The 18,296-nt window shown below is 69.0% G+C and carries 16 protein-coding genes; 12 read left to right on the top strand and 4 right to left on the bottom strand.

What is annotated here, in order from left to right:
* The first annotated feature begins 96 nt into the window (after positions 1-96).
* The 9 genes from OG555_RS30180 (at position 97) to OG555_RS30220 (ending at position 8,684) form a co-directional block, all read left to right on the top strand.
* Positions 97-465 carry a VOC family protein gene (locus tag OG555_RS30180; RefSeq protein ID WP_329475939.1) on the top strand — a complete coding sequence of 123 codons (369 nt, stop codon included), beginning with the start codon at positions 97-99 and terminating at the stop codon, positions 463-465.
* Between the two features lie 40 nt (positions 466-505).
* Entirely contained in the window at positions 506-1,036 is a 531-nt protein-coding gene (locus OG555_RS30185) for a DinB family protein (RefSeq protein WP_329475940.1), read from the top strand.
* 127 nt (positions 1,037-1,163) lie between these two features.
* Positions 1,164-3,797, top strand: coding sequence for an FtsK/SpoIIIE family DNA translocase (locus OG555_RS30190; RefSeq protein WP_329475941.1), 2,634 nt, complete (start codon positions 1,164-1,166; stop codon positions 3,795-3,797).
* A 3-nt stretch (positions 3,798-3,800) separates the two neighbouring features.
* Positions 3,801-4,367: a hypothetical protein gene (locus OG555_RS30195; RefSeq protein WP_329475942.1), complete on the top strand. Its 567-nt coding sequence runs from the start codon at positions 3,801-3,803 to the stop codon at positions 4,365-4,367.
* Between the two features lie 118 nt (positions 4,368-4,485).
* Positions 4,486-5,238 carry a helix-turn-helix domain-containing protein gene (locus OG555_RS30200; protein ID WP_329475943.1) on the top strand — a complete coding sequence of 251 codons (753 nt, stop codon included), beginning with the start codon at positions 4,486-4,488 and terminating at the stop codon, positions 5,236-5,238.
* Positions 5,239-5,321: 83 nt separating this feature from the next.
* Positions 5,322-7,022 carry a MiaB/RimO family radical SAM methylthiotransferase gene (locus OG555_RS30205; protein WP_329475944.1) on the top strand — a complete coding sequence of 567 codons (1,701 nt, stop codon included), beginning with the start codon at positions 5,322-5,324 and terminating at the stop codon, positions 7,020-7,022.
* Complete coding sequence (gene pgsA / locus OG555_RS30210; protein ID WP_329475945.1) at positions 7,019-7,642, top strand: CDP-diacylglycerol--glycerol-3-phosphate 3-phosphatidyltransferase; 624 nt, start codon at positions 7,019-7,021, stop codon at positions 7,640-7,642. The genes OG555_RS30205 and pgsA overlap by 4 nt, the downstream gene beginning before the upstream one ends.
* An 87-nt stretch (positions 7,643-7,729) precedes the next feature.
* Positions 7,730-8,230: a CinA family protein gene (locus tag OG555_RS30215; RefSeq protein WP_329475946.1), complete on the top strand. Its 501-nt coding sequence runs from the start codon at positions 7,730-7,732 to the stop codon at positions 8,228-8,230.
* 163 nt (positions 8,231-8,393) lie between these two features.
* Positions 8,394-8,684 carry a helix-turn-helix domain-containing protein gene (locus OG555_RS30220; RefSeq protein ID WP_328521677.1) on the top strand — a complete coding sequence of 97 codons (291 nt, stop codon included), beginning with the start codon at positions 8,394-8,396 and terminating at the stop codon, positions 8,682-8,684.
* A gap of 95 nt (positions 8,685-8,779) precedes the next feature.
* Here the strand turns inward: OG555_RS30220 and dapA are convergent, their stop codons facing one another.
* Positions 8,780-9,703: a 4-hydroxy-tetrahydrodipicolinate synthase gene (dapA, locus tag OG555_RS30225; RefSeq protein ID WP_329475947.1), complete on the bottom strand. Its 924-nt coding sequence runs from the start codon at positions 9,701-9,703 to the stop codon at positions 8,780-8,782.
* 70 nt (positions 9,704-9,773) lie between these two features.
* Here dapA and OG555_RS30230 point away from each other — a divergent pair, with 70 nt between their 5' ends.
* Complete coding sequence (locus tag OG555_RS30230) at positions 9,774-10,715, top strand: LysR family transcriptional regulator (protein ID WP_329475948.1); 942 nt, start codon at positions 9,774-9,776, stop codon at positions 10,713-10,715.
* 97 nt (positions 10,716-10,812) lie between these two features.
* Here OG555_RS30230 and OG555_RS30235 read toward each other — a convergent pair whose 3' ends face one another.
* From OG555_RS30235 to OG555_RS30245, 3 genes are all read right to left on the bottom strand, one after another.
* On the bottom strand, positions 10,813-11,265 hold the full coding sequence (locus tag OG555_RS30235) for a DUF4262 domain-containing protein (RefSeq protein WP_329475949.1): 453 nt from the start codon (positions 11,263-11,265) through the stop codon (positions 10,813-10,815).
* A gap of 105 nt (positions 11,266-11,370) precedes the next feature.
* Entirely contained in the window at positions 11,371-12,156 is a 786-nt protein-coding gene (locus tag OG555_RS30240) for an Fpg/Nei family DNA glycosylase (RefSeq protein ID WP_329475950.1), read from the bottom strand.
* Between the two features lie 116 nt (positions 12,157-12,272).
* Positions 12,273-16,868: an ATP-dependent helicase gene (locus tag OG555_RS30245; RefSeq protein ID WP_329475952.1), complete on the bottom strand. Its 4,596-nt coding sequence runs from the start codon at positions 16,866-16,868 to the stop codon at positions 12,273-12,275.
* Positions 16,869-16,976: 108 nt separating this feature from the next.
* Here OG555_RS30245 and OG555_RS30250 point away from each other — a divergent pair, with 108 nt between their 5' ends.
* On the top strand, positions 16,977-18,101 hold the full coding sequence (locus OG555_RS30250; protein ID WP_329475953.1) for an LppM family (lipo)protein: 1,125 nt from the start codon (positions 16,977-16,979) through the stop codon (positions 18,099-18,101).
* Positions 18,098-18,292: a DUF3046 domain-containing protein gene (locus tag OG555_RS30255; protein WP_328521670.1), complete on the top strand. Its 195-nt coding sequence runs from the start codon at positions 18,098-18,100 to the stop codon at positions 18,290-18,292. Before OG555_RS30250 ends, OG555_RS30255 begins: the two co-directional genes overlap by 4 nt.
* Positions 18,293-18,296 lie beyond the last annotated feature (4 nt).

The raw sequence follows: 18,296 nt of genomic DNA on the forward strand, positions 1-18,296 counted from the left end.
TGCCGAGAACGGTAACGAACAGCCCACAGCCCGCGCCAGTGGCAATCTCACATTCCGGGATTCCCAAACACATCCTGAGACGTGCAGACTGTTGCCATGATCGGACGGCTGCATCACCTGGCGATCGACTGCCCGGAACCGCTGGAGCTCGCGCGCTTCTACTCGGCGCTGCTCGGCAAGCCCATCACGTACGAGAGCGACGGCTGGGTGGTGGTCGCCGACAACGACCACACGTCAGGTCTCGCCTTCCAGCGAGCGCTCGGCCACCAGCGCCCGCAGTGGCCGGACCCCACACGTCCTCAGCAGATGCACCTCGACGTCATGGTCGACGACCTCGACGTGGCCGGGTCGGCGGTCCTGGCGCTCGGCGCTCGCAAGCTCTCGGCCACTGTGTACGAGGATCCGGCCGGCCACCCGTTCTGTCTCATCCCGCGACCCGGCTGGGCGCCGCCGGTCAATCCGTAATGGATTCGCTCCGGGCGACCGGGGCGTGTTTGATGGCGGCATGACGTTGACGACGGCGTGGACGGCGCCAGCGGTCGAGCGGCCGGACGGCTCGCTGACCGCACCCGAAGCCGAACTGCTGCGGGGCTACCTGGATTTCTACCGGACCACGCTGCTGTACAAGTGCGCCGGTCTGACGGCCGAGCAGCTGGCCGAGCGGCCGTCGCCGCCGTCCAACCTTTCCTTGCTCGGCCTCATCCGGCATCTCACCAAGGTGGAGCGGATCTGGTTCCGCATCCACTTCGCGGCGGAGTCGCCGGCTGAGCCCCTGTTCGCTCCCGAGCTGGGCAAGGACGCCGATTTCGAGCGCATCGATCCGGCTGAGGCACAGGCGGCGTACGAAGGTCTGATCGCGGAGTGGAAGCTGTCGGACGCGGCCGCGGCCGGGCGGTCGCTCGACGATCGCTTCACCTTCAGCGGGACCGAGTCGACGCTCCGGATGATCTACATCCACATGATCGGCGAGTACGGCCGTCACTGCGGTCACGCCGACCTGCTGCGCGAACAACTCGACGGCACCACCGGGGCGTGAAGCGACCGCTTGCTCTCGGTCTGTGGCTGCAGCCCGTTTGCGGCGGCGCTGTGACGTTATGTATGGGGCAGCGTAATCGGCGTGTGACACGTGGGACTCGAGAGGTAATCGGGGTAGCCTGCTAGATATGGCGACCCGCACGTCTTCCCCGGCGCGGGCGCAGAAGTCGGCAGCCAAACGGCCGAGTTCGGCTCGTTCGGCTGCTGGTGGACGCTCCCGGCCGTCAGGCGCCCAGAAGCGTGGGCAGAGCGCGAAGCGCGGTGGATCCTCCGCCGCGCGGACCAGCACGCCCAAGAACAGCGGACCTGGCCCGTTCGCGGCCGCCATGATCGTTCTCGGTCGCGGCGTGGTGAAAGTCTGGCTCGGCATCGCGCATCTGATCGGCAGCATGGTGCGCGGCATCGGTCACGGCGCCCGCGAGCTCGACCCCGAGCACCGTCGTGACGGCGCCGGCCTGTTCCTGATCGGCCTGGCGGTCGTCGTGGCCGCCGCGATCTGGTGGGATCTCCCGGGCGCGGTCGGCAACGGCATCCGGACCGTCGTCGGCGGCAGCGTCGGCATGCTCGGCTGGGCCGTCCCGCTGATGCTGCTGTTCGTCGCTATCCGCACTCTGCGTCACCCGGACCGCAACGGCCCGGCCGGACGTCAGGTGATCGGCTGGACCGCCATCTCCCTCGGCGTACTCGGCCTGGTCCACATCGCCAACGGTCTGCCCCGTCCGAGCAACCCGGCCGACGGTTCGTTGCAGGACGCCGGCGGCGCGATCGGGTACGTCGTCTCGTCCCTGCTGTCGGACCTGTTGACGCAGTACGTCGCCGCACCGCTGCTGGTGCTGCTGTCGATCTTCGGTGCCCTCGTCGTCACGGGCACTCCCGTCTATGCGATCCCACTGCGGTTCCGTGCGGCGTTCGACGTACTGATGGGGCGTACGGCGCTGCCGGAGGACGCACCGTCCGTCGTGGCCGCGCCGACCGACGACACCGTGCGGCTGACCCGCAAGGAGCGTCGCGCCAAGGCCGCGCAGGAGGAGGACGGCGAGCCGACCATCAAGCCGTACGACTCGCCGGTGCTCGAGGGACGTGAGCTCTCCAAGCGAGGCCGCAAGGCCAAGGCGGCTCCGGTTCCTGAGGAGGACGCGTACGACGTCGACGGTGATGCGGCCGCTGCGGCCGGGGCTCCAGGCCTAGGCATCGCTGTGGGGGCCGGCGGTGGTCCCAGCAAGCCGGAAGCGCCGCCCGAGCCGCCTCCGCACACGCCGATCCCGCAGCGGGTCGAGCAGCTCAGCCTCTCCGGCGACATCACGTACACGCTGCCCGATGGTCAGATGCTCAAGCCGGGTTCGGTCCACAAGGCCCGGACCAAGGCGTCCGACGCGGTGGTCGACCGGCTGACCGAGGTGTTCGAGCAGTTCGGCATCGACGCCCAGATCACCGGCTACACGCGCGGCCCGACAGTCACCCGCTACGAGGTCGAGCTCGGCTCGGCGGTGAAGGTCGAGAAGGTCACCGCCCTGAGCAAGAACATCGCCTACGCGGTGGCGTCGGCCGACGTGCGGATCCTGTCGCCGATCCCGGGCAAGTCCGCGATCGGCATCGAGATCCCGAACACCGACAAGGAGATCGTCAGCCTCGGCGACGTGATCCGGTCGGCGACCGCGCGCAACGACCACCACCCGATGGTGGCCGGCCTCGGCAAGGACGTCGAGGGCGGCTTCGTGGTCGCGAACATGGCGAAGATGCCGCACCTGCTGGTCGCAGGCGCGACCGGTTCGGGTAAGTCGGTGTTCGTCAACTCGCTGATCACCTCGGTCCTGATGCGGGCCACGCCGGACGAGGTGCGGATGATCCTGGTCGACCCCAAGCGGGTCGAGCTGAACCACTACGAGGGCATCCCGCACCTGATCACGCCGATCATCACCAACGCCAAGAAGGCGGCCGAGGCGCTGCAGTGGGTCGTCCGCGAGATGGACATGCGGTACGACGACCTGGCCGCGTTCGGCTACCGGCATGTCGACGACTTCAACAAGGCGGTCCGCGCGGGCAAGGTGAAGCCGCCGCCGGGCAGTGAGCGCGTGCTCTCGGCGTACCCCTATCTGCTGGTGATCGTCGACGAGCTCGCCGACCTGATGATGGTCGCCCCGCGCGATGTCGAGGACTCGATCGTCCGGATCACCCAGCTGGCCCGGGCGGCCGGCATCCACCTGGTGCTCGCCACCCAGCGGCCGTCGGTGGACGTCGTGACCGGTCTGATCAAGGCGAACGTGCCGTCGCGACTGGCGTTCGCGACCTCGTCGCTGGCCGACAGCCGGGTCATCCTGGACCAGCCGGGTGCGGAGAAGCTGGTCGGCCAGGGTGACGGCCTGTTCCTGCCGATGGGCGCGAGCAAGCCGATGCGGATCCAGGGTGCGTGGGTGACGGAGTCCGAGATCCACGGCGTCGTCGAGCACTGCAAGACCCAACTGGAGCCGACGTACCGCGAGGACGTCACCGCCGTCGCCGGGCCGAGCAAGGATCTCGACGACGAGATCGGCGACGACCTCGACCTGGTCGTGCAGGCCGCGGAGCTGATCGTGTCGACGCAGTTCGGCTCCACCTCGATGCTGCAGCGCAAGCTCCGGGTCGGCTTCGCGAAGGCCGGCCGGCTGATGGACATCCTGGAGAGCCGCGGCGTCGTCGGTCCCAGTGAGGGCTCGAAGGCCAGGGACGTCCTGGTCAAACCGGACGATCTAGAGGACTTCATCACCACCCTCCGAGGAGAGTGACCCGTGACCGCCGCGAGTGCACTGCCCAGGCAGGACCATTTCGACCTCGACCCCAAGCCGGTGCCGTTCACCGTCCGCGCCTCGCAGAAGGTGCACGGCGGGCTCGCCCTCGGGGCTTTGCTGGTCGCGGTGGGCTTCGCCACTTCCGCATCCACCAGTCCCACCGGCATCCTGCGATGGTTCGCGGCGGCGGGGTTCGCCGTACTGGCTGTGGTCTGTGCGCGGGCGCTGACGGTCGGGGACATGCTGGTGGCCGACGAGGTCGGCATCCGGTTGCGGATCGGCCACGAATGGATCGGGACGCGCTGGGAGGACATCGACGAGGTGACGGTGCTGCAGCGCCGCCACCTGCTGGACGACGGCCGGATTGCCGTTCATTTGCTGGATCCTGGACCGGTGCTGGGAGTGATGCCGAGTTCGACTCGCAAGACGACTGATGCGAACCGTCGACTGACTGGCTCCTCGCTCGCGGTACCGTTCGGGTTGACGGCTCGGCCGTCGAACGGGGAAGTGGTACAGGCACTGCACATGCTGGCGAATGCCAGATGTCCGGTCAGGGAACAACTCTGATACGTCCGTGACCCCGTCGCACCAAGGCCGTTGACTTGATGTCGACGATCCGGTTGTCGGCATGGCGATGTCGACGGACCGCGGAGATACGCCGGGCGATGGAGAGGATGGTGGGGACGTGAGCATCGGCAGCGAGCTCACGGCGGCCCGGGAACGGGCCGACATGTCGATCGAGCAGTTGAGCGCCGCCACCCGGATCAGAACCGGGCTGCTCGTCGCCATGGAGGCCGACGACTTCTCCCGCTGTGGCGGGAACTTCTACGCCCGCGGCCATATCCGCTCGATCGCCCGGGTGGTCAAGGCTGATCCCGCACCACTGCTCGCCGCCTTCGACGCCGAACACGCCGTCGAGGAGGAGAAGGCTCGCCGCGAGGAACGCGCCGCAGTCAAAGGCCCGACCCTGCATCCGGCCCGGCCGCGGTGGGCGCTCGTGGTCGGCGCGATCCTGGTGAGCCTGATGGGCTGGGGGATGGTCCGCCTCTTCACCCTCCCCAGCGACATCGAGGCCAACGCCTCCAAGACCGCGACCACCGCCGCGACCGTCACGACTCCCACGCCCAAGCCGACGCCGACCGTCCGTCCCACGCGGACGCCGTCCAAGAAGCCACCGGTGCTGAAGACCGAGCTCACCCTCACTGCGAAGGGGGACGGCACCTACCTGACGGTCCGCGACAAGAAGGGCAAGCGCCTCTTCCAGGGGCACCTCAGCCCCGGGATCGCGCAGTCCGTCACCACGACCGGGGACATCCGCATCACCGTCGGCATCCCGGCCAACCTCATCGTCACCCTCAACGGCCAACGCCAATCCACCAAGCTGTACCGCTTCACCGCCCACCCCGACGGCACCCTCACCAAGTACCCGCCGAATTGACCTCTCGCCGCTCAGGGTCTTCAGGTCGCGGAGCGTGGTCCTGAGTTAGGTGCCGGGCTGCGCGGCGCGTCATACTCGGGGGGATGACTACGCCACCCACCACCGTCGCCCTGGTCACGCTGGGCTGTGCCCGCAACGATGTCGACTCCGAGGAACTGGCCGGCCGGCTCGAAGCCGGCGGGTTCCGGCTGGTCGAGGACGCCGCCGAGGCGGACACCGTGGTGGTGAACACCTGCGGGTTCGTCGAGGCCGCGAAGAAGGACTCGGTCGACACGCTGCTCGCCGCCGCCGACTACAAGGACTCCGGCCGCACCCAGGCCGTCGTCGCGGTCGGCTGCCTGGCCGAACGGTACGGCGACCAACTCGCCGAGGCCCTCCCGGAGACCGACGCGGTCCTCAGCTTCGACGACTACGCGGACATCTCCGACCGCCTCCGCTCGATCCTGGCCGGCACCAAGCACCAGGCCCACGTCCCGCGCGACCGCCGCAAACTCCTCCCGCTGGCCCCCGCCGACCGAGCCTCCACCACAGGCATAGCCATCCCCGGCCACGGCGACCCGACCCGCGTCCAGGACGCCGGCCACATCCCCGACCAGCTGAGGCCGGCGCGCGAGGCGTCTGCCGCTGACGACGCCTCGGTTGACGCGCCTGCCCTGAAGGGCCGCTTCGCCACCGGTCGGCCCGAAGAGCTGAAGATCGAGGCCCCCGACCTCACCTCCGCCCCGGCGAGCGGCCCGCGCGTCATGCGCCGCCGCCTCGACGGCGGCCCGATGGCCCCGCTCAAGCTCGCCTCGGGCTGCGACCGCCGCTGCGCGTTCTGCGCAATCCCGATGTTCCGCGGTGCGTTCGTCTCGCGCCGCCCCGCCGAGGTCCTCCGCGAAGCCGAGTGGCTGGCGGAGAACGGCGTACGCGAGCTCTTCCTCGTGTCCGAGAACTCCACCTCGTACGGCAAGGACCTCGGCGACCTGCGCCTGCTCGAGACCCTGGTCGGCGAGATCGCCGCGGTCCCCGGCATCACCCGCGTGCGCGTCTCGTACCTGCAGCCGGCGGAGATGCGCCCGACGCTGATCACCGCGATGACCTCGACCCCCGGCGTCGTCCCGTACTTCGACCTGTCCTTCCAGCACGCCTCCGGTCCACTCCTGCGCCGGATGCGCCGCTTCGGTGACTCGGAGCGTTTCCTCGAGCTCATCGCCCAGGTCCGCGCGGCTGCCCCGACGGCCGGTATCCGCAGCAACGTCATCGTCGGCTTCCCCGGCGAGACCGAGGACGACGTCGACGTCCTGTGCGACTTCCTCTCCCGCGCCGGCCTCGATGCGATCGGCGTCTTCGGCTACTCCGACGAGGACGGGACCGAAGCCGAGACGTACGACGGCAAACTCGACGAGGACACCATCGCCGCCCGCCTCGACCGCGTCACCCGGCTTGCCGAAGACCTCACCTCAGCCCGAGCCGAGTCCCGTACCGGCGAACTCCTCGAAGTCCTCGTCGAATCCCTCGACCCCACCCCCTCCGTAGACACCAAGACCGCAACCGGCACCGAGTTCTCCGCCGACAGCTCCACCTCAGGCGACGAAGCCGGGCGTACGGGGGAGGGGCGGGCCGCTCATCAGGGACCAGAGGTGGACGGCTCGACGACGGTCACGGGTCTGCCGGCGGGCGTCCGGGTCGGCGATCTGGTGTCCGCGAAGGTGGTCGGGAGCGACGGAGTCGACCTGATTGCCGAGTTCGCGGCACTCGTGAGCACCCGGGACGGCCGTCCGGCAGTTAACCTGACCGCGTGACCAACTCGCCGACGAACCCGGCGTCGCACGCATCCTCCGGTCCGCTCCACGCCCCCAGCGTGTGGAACGTGCCGAACGCGCTCACGGTCCTGCGGCTGCTCCTGGTCCCGCTGTTCGTCTGGCTGCTGCTTCGCGACGGCGGCGACGGCGACGGCAACCGCCTGCTCGCCACCGCTACGTTCGTCGTCGCGATCGTCACCGACCGCTTCGACGGCGACATCGCCCGCCGCTGGAACCTGGTCACGAACTTCGGCAAGATCGCCGACCCGATCGCCGACAAGGCGCTCACCGGCGCCGCCTTCATCGGTCTGTCCTATCTCGGTGAACTCCCGTGGTGGGTCACCGTCGTGGTGCTGGTCCGCGAGTGGGGTGTGACGGCACTGCGTTTCTGGGTGATCCGGCACGGCGTGATGCCGGCCAGCCGCGGCGGCAAGCTGAAGACCGTGCTCCAGGCGATCGCGCTCGGCCTCTATCTCCTCCCGTGGCAGTCGTTCGCGCCCCTCCACTGGACCGCCGTCGCGTTCATGGCCGCCGCCGTCATCGTCACGATCGTCACCGGCATCGACTACGTGGGCCGAGCACTCCGCCTCCGCGCCGCCGCGAAACGCCCCCTCCCGTGACCCCGGCCCGGCGTGTCGACGTCCGGGGTCAGTGGGGAAGCCTGGTGGGGTTGCTGGGATCTGTTGGGGAACTGGTGGAGGTGACAGGTGGCCGGTGGGGACGCGGAGCTCGAGGTGGTACTCGCGCGCTTGGTGGGGCTGTTGAAGGATCGTGGGGAGACGCTTGCCACAGCTGAGTCGCTGACCGGCGGACTGGTTGGAGGCGCGCTGACGGATGTGCCGGGCGTGTCGGCGGTCTATCGCGGCGGAGTTGTCGTGTATGCGACCGACCTGAAGGCCAAGCTTGCGGGCGTTCCTGAGGACCTTCTGGCTGCCGTGGGGCCGGTCCACCCAGATACGGCCGCTGCCCTCGCCGCCGGCGTACGGGAGCGGCTGGAGGCCACCTACGGCCTTGCCACGACCGGTGTGGCCGGACCGGACCCACAGGCGGGGATCGAGGCCGGCACGGTGTACGTCGCAGCGGCCGGACCGGGCTCTGTACAGGTGCGGAAGTTGCAACTGACCGGTGACCGGGCAGCGATACGCCGAGCAAGTGTGCAGGCCGTTCTTGAACTCGGAGCAACTCTTGTGGCGGAAGAACTCGACTGATCGAGGTGTTGAGACCACCATGGGGACAGGTAGGACAGACAGGCGCGGCGCACCGAAGGTGGACATTGCGAGGAGTAGTGACCCAGCAACGGGTACCGTTGGTTCCTACGGTCGAGCTACCGTGCGAGTAGAAACGACCGGACAGGCGGAAGGGAGAAACCTCATGGTGCTGGTTCGTGGCCTGCTGGGCGACGTCCTGCGGCGTAAGCGGCTGCGCCAGGGGCGCACGCTCCGCGAGGTATCCGCCGACGCCCGCGTCAGCCTGGGCTACCTCTCCGAGGTGGAACGCGGCCAGAAGGAAGCCTCCAGCGAACTCCTGGCCGCTATCTGCATGGCCCTGGACGTCCCGCTGTCCACCGTCTTCGCCGAAGTCAGCGAAGACCTGGCCCGCGAAGAGGCCCTGGTCCTGACCCACCCCACCATCGAGCCCGAGGTAGTAGCCTCCGCCGCCTAACGGCCCAGGCCCACCGCCTCCACAGCCCGACATCGTCGCCTCCGCCGCCTGACCAGGCTTAAGGCTGTCCGCCGCGCCGGCCCGGTTCTCCGGCGTTAGCGGTGTCGGATCGCCGGCTCGAGAGCATGCTCGATGCGGCGCGTGTCCAAGGTCTCGCAGCCTGCGAGAGCGGCTGCCGTTGCTGCCGGGCTGGACGGAAGCAGCGGTAGGCGCACGTGTGGGCTGGGGATCCGGCCGTGAGCCGCCAGTACGGACTTGATCACCGCAGGATTGGGCTCGGCGAAGAGCGCGCGGGCCAGCGGAACGAGCCGGTTGCCAAGCTCACGCGCGTGTTCGAGCGGCCCGTCGCGCCAAGCGGCGAGGAGGTCTGCGTACGCCCGCGTCGCCACATTGGCGCAGGCCAGGATCGCCCCGTGTGCCCCGAGTGCCAGCAGGGGTCCGACGTACAGGTCGTCGCCGGCTAGAACCGCGACATCCTCCGGCGCGCTGCTCATGAACTCGACAGTCGCATCGTCGATCCCCCCGACTGCGTGCTTGAACCCGGCAACGTTGGGGATCCGAGCGAGCCGCCCGAGGGCATCCGCGCCCAACGGCCTACCTGTGCGGTAGGGAACGTTGTACACGAGCAATGGCACCGGACTGGCAGCCGCAAGTCGCCGGAAATGCTCGACGACGCCATCCTCGGACGGGCGGGTGTAGTAGGGGACAACCGTCAGAGCAGCGGTGGCGCGCGGATCGATCGCGGCGAGCGAGTCAATCGAGCCGGCGGTCGAGTTCGACCCGGCGCCGACAATCAAGTCCGCGCCGCGCTCCACGCACACGTTGACGCAGATATCGACCACCTTGCGGCGCTCCGCTGATGTCAGCGTCGCCGGTTCGGCAGTCGTGCCCAAGGCAACGATCCCGGCCGCTCCGTCATCGAGGACGGCATGGGCGAGTGCCTCCAGCGAATCGGAGGCGAGTTCATCTGCGGCGGTGAACGGCGTGACGAGCGGAACGAAGAGACCAGAGAGCGACATGCCTCGACGATCACGCATTCCGCTCTGCAGATCCAGTTCGCGTTTCTGTCGTCGAGCGTAAGCTGAGCTGATGCTCGACGTACGCAGACTCCGGCTCCTCCGCGAGTTGGCCCACCGCGGAACGATCGCCGCCGTTGCCGAGGCGTTGACATACTCGCCGTCGGCGGTGTCACAACAGCTCACCGCCCTCGAACGCGAGACCGGCGTACCGCTACTCGAACGGACCGGCCGGCGAGTCACGCTGACCCCAGCCGCACGCGCCCTCGTCGAGCGCACCGAGTCGATCCTCGCGATCCTGCAGGAGGCCGCCGCTGACCTGGCATCAACCGCAACCGCACTCACCGGAACCGTGCGTATCGGCGTCTTCCCGACTGCAGTCCCGACCATCCTGACGCCAGCCGTCGTCGCCCTCAGCACCGACCATCCGGGCCTCGACCTCATGGTCACCGAACTCGATCCGGCGTCGATGCCCGATGCCCTCCGCGATGAAAGCCTCGACGTCGCCCTGCTCCAGGAATACGACTACGTCCCAATCGCCTCCGATCCCGGTTTGCAGACAGAACCACTGCTCGAAGAAACCGTCCACCTGGCTGCCCTGACGACCGGACCATTGACAGACCGGCGTGATTCCCCATGGATCGCCGGCACCCCAGGGACCCTCTGCCACTCCCTGACCATCCGGGCCTGCGAGGCCGTAGGATTCACGCCCCGCATCCGCCATCACGCCGACGACTTCGGCGCAGTGCTCGCGCTGGTGGCGGCCGGCCAAGGCGTCGCCTTCGTCCCCGACCTGGGCGCCGCCGCGCCACCCGCCGCCGTCGTACTGACGCCCCTCTCCATCCGACGCAGAACCCACCTGGCCTTCCGCCGTGGCACCGCCACCCACCCAGCCATCTCGGCGGCCCGCACAGCCCTACACGCAGCCATCGCACCTCCGAGCTCGACATCCACGAGCACCACCTCTACGGGCGCCATATCCACGGGCACAACGTCGCGGCACGTCAAGCAGTGATGGCTCCAACCGCTGGTGCACGTCCCGAGCGGTTGCCGTCACCTAGCGCACCACCCGGCCTCACCCGGGCCCTCGCTGAACGGGAACTGGTCGGCCATTAGCGCCTGTCGTCATTGGCGTCTCGCTTGGGGGTGGGGTGGCTGGTGCTTGGTTGGATGAGGGTGAGGCGGTGGGGCCAGAGGAGTTGAAGGGCCGGGAGGGGAGACTCGTCGGGGTCGCGGAACATGTGGTTGGCGGTGAAGAGGTGGGTTGCCGAGTCCGGGAACCGGAGGAGCTCGGCGGTTTCTGGTGGTGGGAAGAACGCCGAGAGGTCGTCGCCTTCGTCGAAGACAGCGCCGTCCATCACTGCCCAGGCCAAGGGTTTGAGGCCTAGGTAGGCCCAGGCTGGATCTGGATCGAAGACGATGATCTCCGGGTGGCGGTACAGGCTCAGCCCGAGGCTGTATCCGAAGCCGGGATTGCGGGCGCCGTCGCCCTCGACGTACTGCATCGTCCAGCCGTAGGTCTGGATGTTCCGTTCGATCTGCCGCGAGTACTGCTCGTTGGTCAAGCCACCGCACCTGTCGCACATCAACCTCTCCTCTCGTTCGAACAAATGTTCGATGCGTCAGAGAAGATATCCGTGTCGCGTCCCGGTGATGGCGTTGTCCACAGGTCAGTTCTCGGGCTGGCAGGCCGGGCACCAGTACGTGATCCGGTCCCGGGGTGGTTCGCCGAGCGAGGCGGTCAGGATCGTCGTACCGCAGCGGCGGCAGGGTTTGCCGGCGCGTTCGAAGACCCAGGATCGCTGGCCGGGTCGGTCGACGCCGGTGCTCACCTGGGTGCCGTTGCGGACATTGGCCTTCATCAGCCGCCGGCTGAGGTCGACCGCCGCGGGTACGTCGACCGCGGACACCGGGCGCCATGGATGGAGGCCGAGCAGGAAGCAGACCTCGGTGCGATAGAAGTTGCCGATGCCGGCCAGGTTCCGCTGGTCGAGCAGCGCCTCGCTGATGGTTCGCTTCGGGTCGGCTTCGACGTTGGCGATCGCGACGGCGCGGTCGAACGACGGCGACAGAAGATCCGGCCCGAGGTGACCGACGACGGTCTCCTCGGCGTCCGTCGCGACGAGGTCGAGCACCGGCAGTCGGTATCCGACGGCCGTCCAGGATGCGGTCTCCAGTACGGCGCGGATCTGGTGATCAGGTCCGCCATGCCATCGCTCGCCGGGGCGGTACAGATGCCAGCTCCCGTCCATCCTGAAGTGACTGTGCACTGTCACTCCACCGGAGAGGCGCATGAGCAGGTGCTTGCCGCGTGCAACGACCTCCAGCACCGTGCGACCGCTGAGGTCGGTCGTCGCCAGTGACGGCACGCGGAAGTCTGTCCGGGTCAGCTCCTGCCCGCCGAGCGCCTGATTCAGCCGCTTGCAGGCCCGCCAGACGGTATCTCCCTCAGGCATTCCCAATCACCCCAGCCATCTCACCAGCATCGCCGATCGCCCGAGTGTTGTGCTCGCGGCCATGGGGCCGTGGCGTGGAGAGGTGATTCGCAAGTGCCGGGCACTGGGGGTGGGTTTCAGGCTCGGAGGCGTAGGCCTCGGGGGGTTGCGTGGAAGCCTGCTTTGGCCAGGGCGTCGCCGAAGGCTGTGTGGCGAACCTGTTCGCCGTCGGCTGTCTCCACGCTGAGCTTGCCGAGTTGGCCGTCTCGGATCGACAGCGCGAGCGCATCGACTGCGGGCTGGAGGAGGTCTGGGTCCTCGGTGAAGCTGAGGACGGTCCGGCCGCCGCGCTCGACGTACACGATCAGCTGCCCGTCCACCATCACGATCAGCGCGCCGGCCTTCCGCCCGGGTCTGTGCCCGCCGGCGCTTTCGCGCTCGGGCCACGGTAGGGCTGCGCCGTATGGGTTCGCGGGATCGGACGCCGCGAGTACGACGGCCCGCACAGTCAGCTCCTCGTCACGCCGGCTGCGTCCCGGACCACCGGCGGCAGACCCGGGTAGCTCAGCCAAGGCGCGCAGCCGATCCACCGCACCGGGCAGGGCGAACTGTGCGGCACCGAGCCCGGCCACGAAGTATCCGCGCCGGCATCGCCCCGACTCCTCGAACGCGCTCAGCACCTTGTAGACGGCAGCAAACCCACCGGGCGTCCGCTCGGTCATCACCGACCCTCGCGTGACGATGCCGTATCGATCCAGCAGTGTCTCCGCCGCGGCATGCGCCCGCCGTGTCGCATCGGCACTACGGGCCGGAAGCAACGACCATCGCCCACCGGCTGTCGGTGGCCCACTGCGTGACGGCATGGCCGGTCGGCCCGGCCGCGTCGGGCGTCCAGGCCGCGCACGAGGCGTCGTACGGCGAGTTCGATGACTACCGCGACCTCCGCCCACGAGCGAGCGCACCGGAGCGAGTGTGTCGTTGGTCAGGTGACCAGCCCAGACGAGATCCCACAACACCCCGACCAGCGTCTCGTCGTTCACCACTCCCGAGGCCGCCCCGACAACGTCGCTCAACTGCCGGAAGAAGAACGCGCCACCGCCCGACAACGCGTCGAGCACGGCCTGATGCGTCTCTCCGAGCTCGAGGGCAGGATCGGGGTCGGGCAAGGTCAGATCGCAGTTGTCCGCGAGATGGAGGGACACCCACCCATCTGTCCCCGGCAACGATCCCGAACCCGCCCACACCACTTCACCAGTCGCTGTCAGCTCGTCCAGCATTGACGGCTGATACCCCGGCACGCGCGACGGCAGCACGATCGACTCCAGCGCTGACGCCGGGACCGCACATCCGGCCAACTGCTCGACCGCACCGAGGAGTACGTCGTACCCACGGCCGCGGCTGCTCGTGATGCCTTGCCAAGCGGGCAGGAAGCGGGCGAGCGCGGATGGATCGACCGGCTCGACCTCCTTGCGCAGCGCCGCCAGAGACCGCCGCCGGAGCAAGCGCAAGATCTCGCTGTCGCACCACTCGAGAGCAATCCCGCCCGGCAGGAACTCGCCCTCGACGACCCGCCCCGCCGCACCCAACCGCCGCAACGCCTCGGTGACGACAGCAACGCCGATCCCCAGATGCGTCGCCAGGTCGATAGCCCGGAAAGGCCCGTGCGTTCGCGCATAGCGGGAGACCAGGTCCCCAAGCGGGTCGGCGACCGGCTCCGCGTGCGCCTCAGCGACCCCAGGTGGGAGCGGTACGCCGAGCGCATCACGCAACCGCGCCACATCCTCAACAACTGCCCACCGGTGCTCGCCGGCGATCCGAACCCGTACGACCCGACGAGCCGCGGCCAAGGAGGTCAGCCAAGACTCCGCGTCCGACCCGTCGACACAACGCTGCGATGCTTCGGACAACGACAGCGGACCGACCATCCGCAGTACGTCGAACAGACCCTCCGCATCACGAGCGCGCCGGTCCTCGGCGAGCCGTTGGAGCTCGGCCTCGGTCCGCAGCACGACCTCGGCGTCGAGGAGCTCGCGCAGCTCGGTCCGCCCGAGCAGCTCCGCGAGCAAGCTCTGATCCAGCGCGAGCGCGGCCGCACGCTTCTCCGCGAGCGGACTGTCACCCTCGTACATGAACGCGCCCACATAGCCGAACAGCAACGACTTCGCGAACGGCGAAGCCTCTGGCGTCTCCACCTCGACGACCGAGATCCGTCGTTCGCTGATCCCCGTGAGTAGGTCCTTCAGCGCGGGCAGGTCGTAGACGTCCTGCAACACCTCGCGCAAAGTCTCCAGCACGATCGGGAACGACCCGTACTTGCTAGCCACCGACAGCAGTTGCGCCGACCGCTGACGCTGCTGCCAGAGTGGCGACCGCCGCCCCGGATTTCGCCGCGGCAGCAGCAACGCGCGGGCCGCGCACTCTCGGAAACGCGCCGCGAACAACGCCGATCCGCCGACCTCAGCGGTGACCAAGTCCTCGATCTCCGCCGGATCGAACAGCACCAGCTCCGCACCGGGCGGCAACTCGTCGGTCTCCGGCAACCGCAGCACGATCCCGTCGTCACCCGAGACCGACTGCGCATCCATCCCGTACCGCTCGCGCAGCCGCGCCGCGATCGCCAGCGCCCACGGTCCGTGCACCTGACCGCCGTACGGCGAATGCACGCAGACCCGCCAGTCGCCGAGCTCGTCGCGGAACCGCTCGACCACGATGGTCACGTCATCGGGCACTCGGCTGGTCGCGTCCCGCTGCTCGGCGAGATACGACACCAGGTTGTTGGCGGCGTACTCGTCCAGGCCGGCAGTCCGCGCTCGCTCGATCGCCTTGGCTGCCGGCAGCGCCGCCATCTTCCGAACGAACGCACCGGTGGCCGCACCCAGCTCAGCCGGCCGCCCGACTGCGTCGCCCTTCCAGAACGGCAAGCGTCCCGGCTGCCCGGGCGCGGGGGAGACCAGCACGCGATCGTGGGTGATGTCCTCGATCCGCCAGCTCGACGCTCCCAAGGTGAACACGTCGCCGACCCGCGACTCGTACACCATCTCCTCGTCGAGCTCGCCGACGCGGTGGTTGGTCGACTCGCCGACCAGAAAGACGCCGAACAGGCCGCGATCCGGAATCGTCCCGCCGCTGGTGACCGCGAGTCGCTGCGCCCCCGGCCGCCCCGAGATCTCGCCGCTGACCCGGTCGAACACGATGCGCGGGCGCAACTCCGCGAACTCGTCCGACGGGTACCGGCCCGAGAGCATGTCGAGGACCCCGTCGTACGCCGATCGTGGCAACGTCGCGAAGGGCGCACAGCGTCGTACCAAGGCGAACAGCTCGTCGACGTCAACGGTGTCCAGGGCAACGATCGACACGATTTGCTGCGCCAGCACATCGAGCGGGTTCGCCGGGATGTGCAGGCTCTCGATCAGCCCGTCGCGCATCCGTTGCACAACAACGGCAGTGTCGATCAGATCGCCGCGGAACTTGGGGAACAGGACGCCACGCGACACCGCTCCGACCTGGTGGCCGGCGCGACCGACACGCTGCAGGCCGCTGGCGACCGACGGCGGTGCCTCGACCTGGATGACCAGATCGACCGCACCCATGTCGATGCCGAGCTCGAGGCTGCTCGTCGCCACCACGCACGGCAGCCGGCCGGACTTCAGGTCGGCCTCGATCAGCGCCCGCTGCTCCTTACTGACCGAACCGTGGTGCGCGCGCGCGATCAACGGCGGCGCCGCGAGCGACGCACCCGACTGGGCCATCACCTGAGCCGGCGAACCCTGGTCGGCCAGCTCGAGCTCGGCCCGCTCGGCGGCGATCTCGTTCAGCCGGGCGGTGAGGCGCTCGGCGAGGCGGCGCGAGTTCGCGAAGACAATGGTCGAGTTGTGCTGGCCGATCAGGTCGAAGACCTGCTCCTCGACATGCGGCCAGATGGAGGCGTGCTGCGGCGGTCCCGCGGCGGATCCGGAGGTCTCGAGCTCGGTGGACGCCAGCTCGGCCATGTCCTCGACCGGCACGACGACGCTCAGCTCCCACTGCTTGGCGAACTTCGGCTGCACGACCGTCACCGGCCGCTCGCCACCCAGGAAGCGCGCCACCTCCTCGACCGGCCGCACCGTCGCGGACAGTCCGATCCGCTGCGCCGGCTTCGGCAGCAGCGAGTCGAGCCGCTCGAGCGTCAGCGCCAGATGTGCGCCGCGCTTCGTCCCCGCGACCGCGTGCACCTCGTCGACGATGACGGTCTCGACACCGCGCAGCGACTCCCGGCCCTGCGACGTCAGCAGGAGGAACAAGGACTCAGGAGTGGTGATGAGTACGTCGGACGGCCGCGAGGCGAACCGTCGTCGCTCGCCGGCCGGCGTATCGCCCGATCGCACCGCAACCTCGATGTCGAGAGGCGCCTCGCCCAGCCGCCGAGCGGTCTCCCGGATCCCGATCAGCGGGGCCCGCAGGTTCCGCTCGACGTCGACCGCGAGGGCCTTCAGCGGCGACACGTACAGCACCCGGCAGCGCAGCTTCGGATCGTCGGGTGGGGGAGTTGTGGCCAGCCGGTCGAGCGCCCACAGGAAGGCAGCCAGCGTCTTGCCCGAGCCGGTCGGGGCCACCACCAGCGCATCCCGGCCCGCGGTGATGGCGTCCCACGCCTCGAGCTGGGCCGGGGTGGCCGCCTCGAAGACGTCGCCGAACCATGCCCGGGTCGCGGGCGAGAACCGGCTCAACGCGCTGGTTTTCTTCACGTCGCCCATCTTGCCGGGTCCCGCCGACAGTTTTCATCACCCGTTCATCGCCCGCTGTGAACAGGCGCTTTCCGTCCGATGCGGATCTTGTCCCCCTCGTCTGGAATGATCGGCGACATGATCAACCGCGTGCGCGCAGCGCTCCTCGTCGTGGCCTGCCTGGTCGCTTTGACCGGGTGCGTGCAGCTCGACGCCGATCTCAAGGTCGGCTCCAACGAGACGGTCTCGGGCAACATGAAGATCGGCGTCGACAAGCAGCTGCTACAGGCCAGCGGCCAGTCGCTCGACACGATCCGGAAGCGGATCGACGACGCGATCAAGCAGACCACGACCGAGGGCGTCACCTGCACGCCGTACGACAACGACAAGTTCGTCGGTTCGACCTGCACGTTCGAGAGCGTTCCGTTCGACAAGATGGGCAGCTCGAGCGGGGACGGGGTGAGCTTCCGCAAGGACGGCGACAAGGTCATGGTCTCGGTCAAGGACTCGAGCCTCGGCCAGGTCCCGTCCGGCAGCCAGCCGGAGGTGAACTTCAAGATCACCATGCCGGGCAAGATCCTCGAGCACGACGACGGTGCGAAGATCGACGGCCGGACCGCGACGTACGACAGCCTCGACACGCTCGGCAAGGTTTCGCTGACGTCCGAGGCCGGCGGCGGCTTCCCGACCTGGGCGATCGTCCTCATCGTCGTGCTGGTGCTGCTCGTGATCGGCGCGGTCCTCTTCCTCGTACTGCGTCGTCGCAAGGCCAAGGCCCAGCAGGGCTACGGGCCCTACGGTCAGTACCCGGGGCAGTACGGCGGACAGCCGGGGCCGTACCCGGGTCAGCCGGGCTACGGGCAGCAGCCTGGCTACGGTCCGGGCGGTCAGTACCCCGGGCAGCCTGGGCAGTACGGCGGTCAGCCCGGCCAGTACCCGGGTCAGCCGGGGCCGGGCCAACCTGGTCAAGGTCAGCCTGGACCGGGGCAACCGCCGTATCCGGGGCAGCCTGGACAGCCGCAGTACCCTGGACAGCCTCAGCCGCAGCAGGGCCGACCGGGGCAGGGGCAATGGGGTCCGCAAGGACAGCAGCCGCCGGGGCAGCAGGGGCAGCCGCCGCAGCAGGGTCAGGGTGGTTGGGGACGGCAGCCGGGCCAGGGACAGCCGCCCGGTCAGCCGCAGCAAGGATCGCCGTACGGCCAGCAGCCGCCCCAGCAGGGCGGCTGGGGACCGCCACCGAAGGACGACAACGGGCAGGCATGAGACTGACGGAGTTCTGGGACCGGATGGATCGCCATCTCGGTACCGCTTATGCACGGACCTGGGCTGAGACCCAGGTCGTCCAGGGGCTCGGCGGCCGCACGGTAGTGGAGGCTCTGGCCGACGGCGAACATGCCAAGACCGTTTGGCGCGCCGTCTGGGCCCACCTCCAACTCCCACCCAGCGAACGCTGACCTG

The organism is Kribbella sp. NBC_01484, from assembly GCF_036227145.1.
In the GTDB taxonomy this organism is placed as follows: domain Bacteria; phylum Actinomycetota; class Actinomycetes; order Propionibacteriales; family Kribbellaceae; genus Kribbella.

Excerpts from the sequence above, each read along its gene's own strand:
- OG555_RS30180 (WP_329475939.1), top strand. The coding sequence starts at position 97 with ATGATCGGACGGCTGCATCACCTGGCGATCGACTGCCCGGAACCGCTG.
- OG555_RS30185 (WP_329475940.1), top strand. The coding sequence starts at position 506 with ATGACGTTGACGACGGCGTGGACGGCGCCAGCGGTCGAGCGGCCGGAC.
- OG555_RS30190 (WP_329475941.1), top strand. The coding sequence starts at position 1,164 with ATGGCGACCCGCACGTCTTCCCCGGCGCGGGCGCAGAAGTCGGCAGCC.
- OG555_RS30205 (WP_329475944.1), top strand. The coding sequence starts at position 5,322 with ATGACTACGCCACCCACCACCGTCGCCCTGGTCACGCTGGGCTGTGCC.
- OG555_RS30220 (WP_328521677.1), top strand. The coding sequence starts at position 8,394 with ATGGTGCTGGTTCGTGGCCTGCTGGGCGACGTCCTGCGGCGTAAGCGG.
- dapA (WP_329475947.1), bottom strand. The coding sequence starts at position 9,703 with ATGTCGCTCTCTGGTCTCTTCGTTCCGCTCGTCACGCCGTTCACCGCC.
- OG555_RS30230 (WP_329475948.1), top strand. The coding sequence starts at position 9,774 with ATGCTCGACGTACGCAGACTCCGGCTCCTCCGCGAGTTGGCCCACCGC.
- OG555_RS30240 (WP_329475950.1), bottom strand. The coding sequence starts at position 12,156 with ATGCCTGAGGGAGATACCGTCTGGCGGGCCTGCAAGCGGCTGAATCAG.
- OG555_RS30245 (WP_329475952.1), bottom strand. The coding sequence starts at position 16,868 with ATGGGCGACGTGAAGAAAACCAGCGCGTTGAGCCGGTTCTCGCCCGCG.
- OG555_RS30250 (WP_329475953.1), top strand. The coding sequence starts at position 16,977 with ATGATCAACCGCGTGCGCGCAGCGCTCCTCGTCGTGGCCTGCCTGGTC.
- OG555_RS30255 (WP_328521670.1), top strand. The coding sequence starts at position 18,098 with ATGAGACTGACGGAGTTCTGGGACCGGATGGATCGCCATCTCGGTACC.